The organism is Novosphingobium sp. P6W (assembly GCF_000876675.2).
GTDB lineage: Bacteria > Pseudomonadota > Alphaproteobacteria > Sphingomonadales > Sphingomonadaceae > Novosphingobium.
This window is the reverse complement of record NZ_CP030353.1, coordinates 1,110,471-1,123,406: the sequence shown is the minus strand read 5'-3', so window position 1 is coordinate 1,123,406 and position 12,936 is coordinate 1,110,471. Positions and strand designations below refer to the sequence as shown.

Sequence of the window (12,936 nt, the reverse complement as noted above, 5' to 3'; positions counted from 1 at the left end):
CTGCAGCAGAGCGGGAGGCGCCGATGGCAAAACGCCTTATGTGGCTTTCAAAGCTTGAAAAAACTGAACGACAGGTACTTGAGCTATTCAGGGCGGCATGGACGGTAGCCGAACCGGGTTTACACGGCTCTCAGCATGCCGGCGCCGGTGGGTTGCTTACGGAACTTGCGGCGGAAATGCGCTCTTATGGGATCGATATTCGCGAGCCACGCTCCGCATTTGTAAGTGTGGATGAGCTGTGGTTGATCGGTGCCATCGCCTCAGCGCAGCGCAGCCGTCTGCGGATCGGAACCAAGACACTTTTTCCTCACCAGGCAGCATTGAACGCTTGTGGTATTGGCCTTTGGGCCCTTGAGGTTGAATTGCCATTTGGTTCCATAGGACGTCACTTGCGCCTTGTCTCAGGTTTGAAGGCGTCGGAGACAAGCGATGGAATTGAAGACGTTGACGCCCGCACTGCCCATTTGGCGATGGGATCGCCCCGGTTTCGGGCGATCGCGCTGTTGCACTCACAGAATCTTGTGCTCGCCAAAGACTTCGTCGCCAACGGCGTTTCGTACAAGCTGCAGGGTGAGCTTTGCAGGATCGGCCTGATGCGCCGACAGGCGAGGGGCGTGTACGTACGTATTACATAAGGCAGACGCAGGCCGAGCCATCGCAAACGATCCGGCATTGGCTGAAGTCCATCAGGCAATGGGTGGCAAAGGCTGGGGTAGGTCGGTTACGACGATCCGTTGTTATTTACCCGATATCTTTGCTCGAAGTTCGAATGACGCACTCAATCACTGCCGCTGCCGACGTGAACGTTTGTCAATGCCGGCTCAGGCCTCGACGTCCGTGCCCCTGCCAGCGCGTAGGTCACAAAGCTGCGGTCGTTCGCGCGCGAGACTGTCATCGCCGTAATTGAAGAAGTCGGAGATGGGGTCCGCTTCGTCACCAAGGCAAGAACGCTAGGGTGAACGATCAATTCTTGTCGCATTCCTGATCATGAACCCCATCTTATTCGATTGGTGTCTCGCAGGCCCCGGCACCGCTGCGGTCCTCGGCGCATGGGGCGGGTGGACCGTCAACGACTGATGCCCCAGCAGCGCGGCATTCGGCCCCTCAATACCGCCACCGCCCATGCCAAAGAATCCGCGAAGCTGGCGCGCGGTAGAGGCGATGCCTACCGACGACACTCATCCGTGGCGAGCAAGCCGGTGCTACAGTGGATACGCTTCAGCGACGATGCCGTCCCACTGCAGCTAGACCGTTGTATCACTTACCATTTTTAGCGCAAGAGGACGAGAACAGCTGTTTACATGCTTTCAGACCAGGTTGAGGACCAAGGGGGCTTCACCGAATCAGATGTGCGCGACATGGTGCGGCAAGTCTGGGCTGTGGAGGGCGAGGGCGTTATGTTCATAGACCCCGAGGGTCGTATCAGCGAACGCGCAGGCCGGTATGGCTCAAGGTTAAAGCGGAGGATTGGTGCAGATGGAACCGAACAGCACAGGCCGGCGCAAAGTCCACAAACTTGCGCACACCCGTACACCGATCTCAATGTGCGGGCGGTCCGCCAAGGGACTTTACACCTCGAACTCGCCCATGAAAGTTACCTGCCAGGTCTGCCGCGCCAAGCTGATGCTTCCGCTTGTCCCAGAACAGGCCCGCGAATGAAAAAGGCAAAAAATCCGTGAAAATGAAATAGACCGCCATAAGGCAACGCCGGGGGCCAGTCACATGCTTCACCGGCGCCCTGGTCGCCGTGTCGACGACCGATCAGGAGGTTCGCGCGGACGTAATCGAACCTATCGACGAGATAGCTATGTGGTCCGCCGTCATAGACGCTTTCGACTGCCATGACCGCGCAAGGACGATGGTGAAAGATCAACTTAAGTGGAATTTAGTGCGAGAGGTCCAGTGAAACGAGATCCAATTTTGCTTCATGGAGGTCCCTGTCACGGGATGAAGGTGCGCTGGGCAGGGCATGGCGATATCCGAATGGTTAAATGCCTGGGCGGGTATTCATTGTTGCCGCCGGGCGCGGGGCCATCGTTCCTTGAGTGCGTGGTTTATCGCCCTTCGCTGGATGCGCCGTCCATTTTCGTTTGGCTTGACCACAGCTCAAAGAAAAAGGGGGAAAATGCTGTTGGCGTTATTAGGACCCAGCACCCTATGCGTTGACGGCAAATCTCGACAGTCGGCATCCAAGGCTCCTGCTCCTTGATCTGCGCCTCGGTAAAATGGCTCTTCCTCATGCCTCTGCTCCTTCTGGTGGGCAGACTATACATCAGAATGAGTAATCTTTCGGGGGGCAGGCCACTAGAAAGCGAATTCCCGGGGGCTGAGCATTTCAAGTATGGCGGATCTGCTCGCTTCAGACCGATCTGCCTTTCAAGCGCACGGGCCCCCGGACCCGTCCGGTTCAGCTCTGGCATACTTCTCGAACTTGTCGCGAACGAAGGCCGTGCCCATTATGCAGGGAGCAAACCGCCGCGATCTGCGCTTCTGCTCTGCCGCGCGAACACCGGTAGAGGAGGGAAATGATGAGTGTGGTTGCTGCGGTTCTCTATCGGAATGGCCAGCGTGTGCGGGACATCGATGTGGCTGAAAAGGTCCATTGTCCCGACGACCGGTCGGAATTCGTCTGGATCGGTCTGCTCGATCCGACCCCCGATGATTTACGCTCGCTGCAGCAGCAGTATGGGCTGCACCCTCTGGCCGTCGAGGATGCGATCACCGGCAAGCAAATACCAAAGGTCGATGTCTACCGCGATCAGCTGTTCGTGACGGCGCGGACAGCCGAACTCGTCGGTGACAAAATCCACTATGGCGAGGTTTCGATTTTCGTCGGGCATAGCCACATCATCACCGTCCGTCATGGTCATGAACGCGAGTTTACTAGGTTGCGAGGCCAGCTCGAGCAGGACCCCGGCATGCTGCAGAAAGGCGTAGACTACGTCCTCCACGCCATCCTCGACTACGTCGTAGACGGCTACTTGCCGATTATCGAGACGATCGAAGAAGACACCCTGGCGATGGAGCGGCGCACGGTCGACAGTTTCCTGGGGCGCGACGAGGTCATCCGTATCTTCAGCCTGCGACGCGAGATTATCCGCTTTCAGCGCGTGTTGATTCCGATGGGCGAAGTGGCCGCCAAGTTCGTCAGGGCAGACCTGCCTTGCATTGATCAGGATGCGCGGCCCTATTTCAGTGACGTCAACGACCACGTCCGTCGTGTCCAGGCCATGGCAGACGGGCTCAAGGAAATTCTCAACTCTGTCTTCGAGTTCAGCAATCTTTTGGAGCAGCAGCGGACCGGCGCCATCACCCGCCAGCTCGCGGCATGGGCGGCCATCCTGGCCGTGCCGACCGCCATCGCTGGTATCTACGGGATGAATTTCAAGAACATGCCCGAACTTGAGACGCGTTACGGTTACTACGTCGTCCTGGTAATCATCAGCTGCATCTGCCTGCTGCTTTACACCCGCTTCAGGAAGCTGAAATGGCTTTGATTTTGGCCACGCGCTGACGCTGCTACCAACTTTCGTCGCCATGATCAGCGCCGTCCAGTGCAGCGTTTCGCCGGGCGGATATTAGAGCGTCCGAGCAACGACCCGTTCGGTCAGCTTTGGAGCCAAGGGCTGGATCTGGGATAAGCGGGTCTTGTTGCGGGGGAGCCCTCCAACCCCTTCTCGCATAACGTGCTCCTGCCATCGCCATACGCATGTCTTCGATGTCCCCATTCGCCGCATGATCTTGTTGGTGCCGCCACGGTCGCTCGGCAACCGCACGATCTCGGCGTGGCACGCGTGCGTCTGCGCGCCGCATTGCGGCGCTTGATAATCCCATTACGCCGATCTGTGTCGGACGAGGAAAGGCTGATCGAGATACCACTGCGCATCCAATCAGCCTCGCGCAATCCGCATCTGCCGGCTTCCCGTAACGGTCTCTTCTGTCAGACTTTGTCCACTAGCTTGCCTCTTGCATCCGCACATTCAACCTAACTTCCAATTACGGCCAATGTGCCGTCTCTGATCCGTGAAGGAGTTGATCGCACTGTAAGTCCATGTCGATCACTCCGAGACCTTCCGAGTGGAAGCCTGACGGGGAGGAAGCATGGGTCAATTCTCAGTCGAAACTTTAAGGCGCCTAGGTTCACGACTCAGTGGCAATCAACAGGTTTCCGTCAGTCCCCCAGGAACGCCCCCGAACCAGAAACTATCCAAAACCCGGCGGCAGAAATTGTCGCGGAGAGCCGTTTTTTAGCGCCGGGACGCTCAAAAGTGATCGGCATCAAACAAAAAATCATACGATCTCAATGGGAAGCTCCATCGCAAAAATCGAACACCGTATTTCGTATACGGTATTTGACTTGTTTTGAAATGTGACGCATTCTTGGCGCAGTCAAAAAAGGGAGCCAAGGCCATGAGGGGTCACCACGGAAAATTGTACGGCGCGGTAGCTTTGGCCGCGCTCATCGCTGGGACGGCGCAGGCGCAGGAAGCGCCCGCCGCCGGTGGGGCGGAAAGCCCCGCCAATGATATCGTCGTCACTGGGACGCGCATCAAGCGCCCGGACCTTGCCAGCAACAGTCCGCAGACGATCGTCGGCGCAGAAGAATTTCGCTATCAGGGCGCCACGACGGTGGAGCAGGTGCTCAACCGCCTGCCTCAGTTCACCGCCGACGCAAACGAGAACGTATCCAACGGTTCGGACGGCACCTCAAAAATCAACTTGCGCAACCTCGGCTCGAATCGCGTGCTGGTGCTAGTCGATGGACAGCGCCTGATGCCTTCACAGGCGGTGAACCTGAACCTGCTTCCCAGCAGCCTGGTCGAGCGCGTCGACGTCATGTCCGGCGGCGCATCGGCGGTGTACGGTTCGGACGCACTTTCAGGCGTAGTCAACTTCGTCCTCAAGAAGGACCTTGATGGCCTGCGCATCGACATGCAGACCGGCTTCTCCCAGCATGAGAACAACAACGGCGCGGTGCGCAGCCTGCTTACCGCAAAAGGTTACGAGCTCGCGCCGTCGTCGGTGGCCGACGGCGGCAAGCAGGACATCACGGTTTCAGCGGGTAAGAACTTTGCGGATGGGCGGGCCAACATCACCGTCTACGGCGGTTACCGCAAGTTCAGCCCGGTTCGCCAGTCGAGCCGGGACGTTTCGTCCTGCGCCCTGCAGGACCAGAACGAGGGTACAGAACTGTTCTGCGGCGGTTCGAGCAATACGCCGTTCGGCTCATTCGTGCCGCTGTCCGATAAAAGCACGTTTCAGGGCCAGACCCTGATCAACAACCGGGACGGCTCCCAGAATTTCGTACCCTACGACAATTCCTACGCCTACAACTACGCGCCCGACAGCTACTTCCAGCGCTCCGACGAGCGCATCACAGCAGGTGGCTTCGCGCACTTCGAGATCAGCAAGGCCGCCGAAGTCTACGGCAGCTTCATGTACATGCGCGATCACACCTTCTCGCAGGTGGCGCCCTCGGCGATCTTCTTGGGCGAAGCGTTCCCGATCTCGTGCAACAACCCTTACGCCAGCGCCGGTCAGCTTCAGGCGATCTGCGGATCGGACGCAGGCAGCGACGCTACCGCGGACGCGCTGGTCGGCTACCGCATGTCGCTTGCGCCGCGCCGCGACGACCTAAAATTCAACGACTACCGCTATTCCGCCGGCGTTCGCGGCGATCTTGGCAGCGGGTTCAGCTACGACGCCAGCTACCTCTACTCGCTGGTGCGTTTCGACGAGACCTATCTTAACAACGTCGACGGGGTGAAAGCCGCCCGCGCGCTCAACGCGATCAGTGTCAACGGCGTGCCGACCTGCCGCTCGGTCCTCGATGGCACCGACCCGAGCTGCATCCCGGTCAACGTCTTCCAGGCAGGCGGCGTTACTGCCGAACAGGGCGCGTACCTGTTTTCGCCAAGCAACACCTCCTCGCGCAACTCCCTCAAAGTGTTCTCGGGCTCGCTCAGCGGCGACCTGGGCCAGATGGGCGTCACCCTGCCTTGGGCCACACGCGGTGTGGGCATTGCGCTGGGCGCAGAGCATCGCCGCGAGACGCTCAAGTTCTCAGCGGACGACATCGCGCAGCAGGGCGGCGCGACCAACGCCGACGGCGTCATCAGCGTGACCGAAGGATACGGCGAGATCGAGATCCCGCTGATCGAGGACAAGCCCTTCTTCCGCTCTCTGACGATCAACGCAGGCGTGCGCTATTCGGCTTACGACAACAAGCAGGCCTCCTCCGGCTTCAGCTCCAGCTATAACGTGTGGACCTACAAGGGCGAGGTTTCCTGGCAGCCGGTCGACGACCTTCGTATCCGCGCCAGCTACAACCGCGCCATCCGCGCGCCCAACGTGGCGGAGCTGTTCGCCTCGCAGTCGGTTGGCAACGTGGCCGCGCAGGACCCCTGCGCGGGCGCCAACCCCGCCGCCTCGCTGGAAACCTGCCAGCTCACCGGCGTGACCGCGGCGCAGTACGGCCGCATCGTCGAGTGCCCGGCAGCCACATGCTCGGCGCTAGGCGGCGGCAACGTCGCGCTCAAACCAGAGACCGCGGACACCTGGACGGCGGGCTTGGTCATCACCCCCCGGGCCCTGCGCCGCTTCTCGCTCTCGATCGACTATTACAACATCAAGGTGAAGGACTACATCGGCTCGATCGCGCCGTCGCTCATCATCGGCCAGTGCCAGGAAACCGGTGATCCGTACTTCTGCGGCTTGTTCAGGCGCGATGCCCGTTCGGGCGCCCTGTTCGGGCAGAACGCGGGCTACATAGTCTCAACCACGCTAAACACCGGCTTCCTCAAGACGTCGGGCATCGACGTCAACGCCGACTACTCATTCGACGTCGGCAACCTGGGCAGCATCAACCTCAACATGGTCGGCACCTACCTGATAGAGCAGGTCGCGCAGCCGGTTCCGGGCCTGGGCTCATATGACTGCAAGGGCCTGTTCGGCTATACCTGCGGCCAGCCCTCGCCCGAATGGCGCCATGTCGCGCGCCTGTCGTGGATGGCCCCGAGCGATACAACCGTCTCGCTGTCGTGGCGCCACATCGGCGGCACCAGACTTTCCAGCCTGACCGACAACCCGCTGCTGAGCGCCCCTGAAACCGTGGTGAACAGCAAGATCAAGGCCTACGACTACTTCGACCTGTCGCTGACTCAAGTCATCGACAAGCGCCTAACGCTGCGCGCCGGGGTCAACAACATGCTCGACAAGGACCCGCCGGCCCTGTCCGCCGGGCTGCTGCAGCTGTTCGGCAACGGCAACACCTATCCCGGCGTCTACGACGCGCTGGGGCGCACGATCTTCGTGGGCGCCACCGTCAACTTCTGATCCGCAGGAGGGACAGGCGGCCTGCCCCCCGAGGCCGCCATCCCTAGGATGAGGCCCGTCCGGTCATGCGACCGGGCGGGCCTTTTTTTCTTTTGGGGCGAGGGTCGGCCGGGAAGCTCAGTCAGGACGCCCGATCGTGAAGGACCAGATGAGCGGCTTCAGCGCAATGCGGTAGGGCATGTGCGCGCGGCCATCCAGATTCCAGCCGGTATCACCGCCCACGCCGGCTTGCGCCGCATCGATCAGCAGCGTGCCATTGCCATGCGGCTGGATATCCGAGCTATGCGCCCGCCCCGGCGGCTTCATCGCAAGGTCAGCATACGGAAAGGCAAGCGCGTTAACCGAAAGCGGCTGCGCACCGGTGACGCGCAGGCCGGCATTGCCGCCAGTCAGTTCGATCCAGCGCACGTCGGTTTTGTTGCCGGATTCCTGTGGCCGAGCATAATCGTGGTACTGCGCGGCAAGGGTCCCGCCCCATTGCGCGATCAGCCCGGCGGTCCTGCGGTCGGCATAAGTCTCCTGCGGACCGCGCCCGTACCAGCGCACACGGTCAAGCATTGCAGGTGTCTCAAAGGCAAGGCCCACGCGTAGCGGGTCTGGCAATGTATCGCGCAGCGGCTCGAAGCGCACGGTGACGCTCACGGTGCCGTCCGCCGCCATCGTCCAGCGCGTCTCAACCTTGACCGAGCCCACGCCCATGTCGTGGCGCACCACGATGGCATTGCCGTCGCGCTCGATCGTCTCGACGCGGCGGTGTTCGGAGAATTGCTGCCACATGGCATGGCTTTTGGGCACGCCCGCGCCGACGTCGTTGTCTGTCGGTGCGCGCCAGAAGTTGGGTGCGCCGCCGCTCAGCAGCAGCTTTCCGCCGCGCTCGTAACGCCGGACTAGACCAGTCTCGCGGTCGATCTCCAGGACTGCGTTGTCAGCGGCAAACCGCATCGTCGCGGATGTTTCGACCGGCATCACATCAGCCCGTTGGGCGACGACAGGAACGGGGTCGGACAGTACGAACTGCTCCCAACCCACCACGTGGCCGGCCGGCTGCGTGGGAACCGCGCCTGCGGTGGCTCGCGCACGCAGCACAAGGATACGTTCCGCCGACGCGTTCTTGGAAGTGGGGACCGGCACGGGTAGCGCCGCGCTCGCGCCCGGTGCGACCTGCGGCATCGGCAGGCTGCCATGGACGGCAGGGACGCCGTTCTCCATGACCGTCCAGTCCAGCGTAAAGCGGGACAGGTCGATATGGTCGTGGCGGTTGACCACGCGGTAACCCAGCCCATCGTGCCTGAAGGCGATCGGCGCCTGCACCTTGGCGAGTTCGTAATACTCGGGGTCCGGGGTGCGGTCCGACTGGATCACGCCGTCGCCCACCGGACTGTCGTCGCCGTGGACGCCGGGACCGGCCGGGTCGGGATCGAAGTCCGGCCCTTGCCCCCAGTACGGCCGCCCATCCTTGTCCTTCAGCAGAATGGTTTGATCCACCCAGTCCCAGATGAAGCCACCCTGCAGCTTGGGAAAGCGGCGCATCGCCTCCCAATAACTTTCCAGGTCACCCAGGCTGTTGCCCATGGCGTGGGCATATTCGCACAGGATCAGCGGCTGGGTGAACGCCGGGTCCTTGGCGTAGTCGATCATCTTGGGCACGTCGTCGTACATCGGTGCGAAGATGTCGACATAGGGGTTCACCGGGTGACGCCAATTGCTCATGCTCCAGCCCAGGAAGCTGACGAGGCGCGAGGGGTCGCTCGCCTTGACCCACTTCGCCGCCGCCTCGAAGCTAGTGCCGATGCCGGTCTCGTTGCCCAGCGACCAGAAGATGATCGAGGGGTGGTTGCGGTCGCGCTCGACCATGCGTCGGACGCGGTCGAGGTGAGCTTCGCGCCATTGGGGATCGTTGCCGAGTAGGTAGGACGGGTCGTTGCCATGCTCCTGCGAGAGGCCGAGGTAGCCGTGGCTCTCGATGTTCGCCTCGTCCATGACGTAGAGGCCGTATTGGTCCGCGAGGTCGTACCAGCGCGGGTCGTTGGGATAGTGCGATGTACGCACCGCGTTGACGTTGGCGGCCTTCATCAGCTCGATGTCTCGGCGCATAGTCGCTTCGGAAACCACGCGGAAGGTTTTAGGATCATGCTCGTGCCGGTTGACGCCGCGGATCATGATGCGCTTGCCATTCACGCGCACTTCGCCGCCTTCGATCTCGACAGTGCGGAAGCCAATGCGGCGGCTAGTGGCCTCGACGATTTTGCCCCTTTCGTCGAGGAGTTCCACCAGCAGCGTGTAGAGGTTCGGCTCCTCCGCCGTCCAAGTTCGCACGCCAGGTAGGCTGGCGCTGAGCGAAGCGGCCATCCCAGCTGGCGCGCTTTCGCGAACGAGCACCGCCCGCTTGCCTTCGAGCAGCGTCGCGCGGACGCGCACTGCGGTGGGCTTGCCGGCGAGGCTGACCTCCACCCCAAGGCGACCGTCGCGGTAGCCATTCTCCAGCCCGGCATCAATGACGAGGTCCCGGATATGAGTGGCCGGCGCGGCGTAGATCGTCACGCTGCGCTCGATGCCGTTGACGCGCCAGAAGTCCTGGTCCTCGAGGTAGCTGCCATCCGCAAACCGATAAAGCTCGATGGCCACTGTATTTCGACCGGGATGGGCATGGGCGGTGATGTCGAACTCGGTCGGAAGCTTGGAGTCCTCGGAATAACCAACACGCTTGCCGTTGACCCAGATATAGTAAGCCGCTCCCGCCGCACCGACCGTCAGCAGCAGGCGGCGGCCTGCGAAGTGGGCGGGCACGTTGAACTCGCGGCGATAGGAGCCTACTTCGTTGATTTCATGCGCAATATTAGGTTGGTTTCGTGGGAAGGAATAGCCGCTGCCCACGAAGACTGCGCGGCCATACCCTTCGGCTTGCAGGATGCCAGGGACCTTCATCTTCCCCCACCCGCTTACGTCGAAATCGGGGCGCTGGAAGCCTGTCGGCCTGCTTTCCGGGTTGGGGGAAAGCCGGAATTTCCAATCGCCATCGAGCGAGAGATGGTAACGCGATTTCGCAGTATCACGGGACAAAGCCCCGGCCCGCGTCTCGAACCCGTCGAACGTTGCGTGCATCGGTTCGGCGCCCTGGCGTACCACCTTGGGCTCCTCCCATTCCGCCGGTGGCTCGCCGGCGAGGATACTGGTGGAACCAAGCAGGGCGGCCGCGAATGCCGCGATGCCGCTGCGTTGAGTGATGCGCATGTGTCCCTCTCCTGCAATTCCGTCAGGGCGCCTTCACTGGAGTGCCCGAACGAAGAATTCGAACTGGCGGCGCGTCACGTAGTCGATCGGACCGGTGGAGCGGCCGACGCTGTGCTCGCCGCCAGGCACGACCAGCAGGTCGAAATCCTTGTCCGCCTTGATAAGCGCATCGGCCACCTGCATCGTCGAGGCGGGGTCTACGTTGCTGTCCTGCTCGCCTACGATGAGGAATAGTTTGCCCCGCAAGCGCGCCGCATTGTCTACCCCCGAAGCGGAAGAATAGCTGGCGTCGACCGGCCAGCCGAGCCACTGTTCGTTCCAGCTGATCTTGTCCATGCGATTGTCGTAGCAACCCGCATAGGCGACGCCCGCCTTGTAGAAATCGCTGTGAAACAGCAGCGCGTTGAGCGTACTCTGACCGCCCGCCGAGGCGCCGTAGATGCCGACGCGGCCGATGTCGTAGGCAGGATCCCTGGCGGCGAGCGCACGGTGCCAGGCGATGCGGTCCGGGAAGCCGGAATCCTGGAGGTTCTTCCACGCCACGTCCTGAAACGCCTTGGAGCGGTTTGCCGTGCCCATGCCGTCGATCTGTACGACGATGAAGCCCAGGTCCGCCAGCGCCTGCATGCCGATCACCTTGTCGCCGCCCGAATGGTAGCCGAAAGGCCAGAAGCCCTTGGGCACGAAACTGTCGTGTGGGCCAGCATAGATGTTCTCGATCACCGGATACTTGCGGGTGGGGTCGTAATTCCTCGGTCGGACGACGAGTCCCCAGATGTCCGTCGTGCCGTCGCGCCCCTTGGCGGTGAACACTTCCGGCGCATGAAATCCGGCGGCGGTCAGGCGGCTAATGTCGCCTTTGGTTACCGAGGCAATCAGCGCACCGTTGTCGGCGCGGCGCAGCTCGCTGACGTTAGGCAGGTCTACGCGCGAGTAGTTGTCGATGAAAAGCGTCATGTCGGGCGAGAAGCTGGCGACATGGTCCGCACGCTCCGGGGTGAGCGGGGCCAGGTTCCGGCCATCGAAATCTATGCGGTAGTAGTGTCGGAAGTAGGGGTCCTCCCCTGCGTTCATACCGCCGGCCGCGAACCAGACCTGTCGTTTCTTCTCGTCCACCCGGACCACGTCGCGTACCACCCAGTTGCCCCGCGTGATGCGGTTTTTTACGCGGCCGGACCTGCCGTCGATCAGGTAGAGGTGGTTCCATCCGTCGCGCTCGGACTCCCAGACGATCTCGTTGCCGGCAGGCCCTAGGTCCTGCGCGAACCGGCGGTCGGCATAGACGAACGTGCTCGCGTCCTCGGTAACGGCGGCATGGGCCACGCCCGTCACGGCATCGACGGCGATGATCCGCACCTGTCCGAAACCGCGCTTCACGTAGTCGAACACGGCGCTGTTTCCGTCGGGCCGCCACCGCGGGGCAGACAGTTGGTAGGCATTGGGGAACAGCGCCGCATCGATGACCGTCTGCCGGCCGCTCGCGACATCGAACAGCACGGGTTGCTCCTGGTCCACCGCGTCGCCGGGCTTGGGATAGAGCTGGCTGCGCAGCGCCGGTTGCCCCTGTCCCGCAGGCGCCGCCTCGACCCGCAGGACATGGCGGGAATATCCGGGGCGGACGCGGTAGATCATCAGCCGGCGGCTGTCCGGCGACCAAGCGATCGTCTCGGGATCGTAGAAATCGCCAGCCGAGCCATCGCTGCTGAGACGAACGGCATCGCCCCCGCCCGCCTTTCGCACCACCAGGTTATCGTCCTCTACCAGCGCTTCCCGGCGGCCATCGGGCGACTGGCGCGGGTGGTTGTCGGCAGGAACGCTCAGGTCGCGCACGACGCCGAACCCCCGTGGCCGGTTGGCGTCCACCTGCGCTTCGCAGCGATATTCGACCAGTGAGCAGTGCCAACCAGACTCGTCCAGCGAGAAGACAATGGTCTTGCGGTCGCCGGCATAGTCGAACGTCTCGAACGGCAGGCGCAGCGCCTGAACCGGGCGGCCCAGCGCCTTGCCCAGCGCGAGGGCAAGCCGCTCCTGATCGAAGGCCGGCGACCTATCCAGCGTGCGCGCATCGACGGTCTCGAAAGTGAAGCCGCCTTCCACCGTCTTGCGATACGTGAAGGCGCTTCCATCCGGTGTCCAGCGAGCGGGCCAGGCGACATCGCGGGTAAGATACTGCCAGCTTTCCCGCAGGCCGACCGAGCGGTCGATATCTTCGCGTGTGGGAGCGGCCTGCGCCGTCGCAGCAAAGAGCACCGCGCCAAAGGCCGCGAAGGCCCCGGCGAATTGGAAACGGCGGAACGGGCGCGGCATGGAACAATTACCTCGAGATACGAAAAAAGCCGGACCACTGGGGCTCGGGCGATAGGGGCACCC

The 12,936-nt window shown here is 62.1% G+C and carries 6 protein-coding genes; 3 read left to right on the top strand and 3 right to left on the bottom strand.

Going from position 1 to position 12,936, the window contains the following annotated elements; translation table 11 throughout:
* Window positions 1–23: 23 nt before the first annotated feature.
* Entirely contained in the window at window positions 24–635 is a 612-nt protein-coding gene (locus TQ38_RS21175; RefSeq protein ID WP_162792335.1) for a hypothetical protein, read from the top strand.
* Window positions 636–2,528: 1,893 nt separating this feature from the next.
* Complete coding sequence (locus TQ38_RS21160; RefSeq protein WP_043979027.1) at window positions 2,529–3,497, top strand: magnesium and cobalt transport protein CorA; 969 nt, start codon at window positions 2,529–2,531, stop codon at window positions 3,495–3,497.
* Window positions 3,498–3,578: 81 nt separating this feature from the next.
* Here TQ38_RS21160 and TQ38_RS31515 read toward each other — a convergent pair whose 3' ends face one another.
* The gene (locus TQ38_RS31515) at window positions 3,579–3,776 is read right to left on the bottom strand and encodes a hypothetical protein (protein WP_370059828.1); all 198 of its coding nucleotides are present in this window, start codon (window positions 3,774–3,776) and stop codon (window positions 3,579–3,581) included.
* 634 nt (window positions 3,777–4,410) lie between these two features.
* Between TQ38_RS31515 and TQ38_RS21155 the strand changes: the two genes are divergently transcribed.
* Window positions 4,411–7,335 (top strand): TonB-dependent receptor domain-containing protein, encoded by a 2,925-nt coding sequence (locus TQ38_RS21155; protein ID WP_043979124.1) that lies wholly within the window; start codon window positions 4,411–4,413, stop codon window positions 7,333–7,335.
* Window positions 7,336–7,452: 117 nt separating this feature from the next.
* Here TQ38_RS21155 and TQ38_RS21150 read toward each other — a convergent pair whose 3' ends face one another.
* Window positions 7,453–10,566 (bottom strand): glycoside hydrolase family 2 TIM barrel-domain containing protein, encoded by a 3,114-nt coding sequence (locus TQ38_RS21150; protein WP_052505942.1) that lies wholly within the window; start codon window positions 10,564–10,566, stop codon window positions 7,453–7,455.
* A gap of 33 nt (window positions 10,567–10,599) precedes the next feature.
* Window positions 10,600–12,873, bottom strand: a complete 2,274-nt coding sequence (locus TQ38_RS21145) for a DPP IV N-terminal domain-containing protein (protein ID WP_082057909.1) — start codon at window positions 12,871–12,873, stop codon at window positions 10,600–10,602.
* Between the last annotated feature and the right edge of the window lie 63 nt (window positions 12,874–12,936).

What these genes read in the sequence shown, in the direction of transcription:
- TQ38_RS21155 (WP_043979124.1), top strand. Translation starts at nt 4,411, where the DNA reads ATGAGGGGTCACCACGGAAAATTGTACGGCGCGGTAGCTTTGGCCGCG.
- TQ38_RS21175 (WP_162792335.1), top strand. Translation starts at nt 24, where the DNA reads ATGGCAAAACGCCTTATGTGGCTTTCAAAGCTTGAAAAAACTGAACGA.
- TQ38_RS21160 (WP_043979027.1), top strand. Translation starts at nt 2,529, where the DNA reads ATGAGTGTGGTTGCTGCGGTTCTCTATCGGAATGGCCAGCGTGTGCGG.
- TQ38_RS21145 (WP_082057909.1), bottom strand. Translation starts at nt 12,873, where the DNA reads ATGCCGCGCCCGTTCCGCCGTTTCCAATTCGCCGGGGCCTTCGCGGCC.
- TQ38_RS21150 (WP_052505942.1), bottom strand. Translation starts at nt 10,566, where the DNA reads ATGCGCATCACTCAACGCAGCGGCATCGCGGCATTCGCGGCCGCCCTG.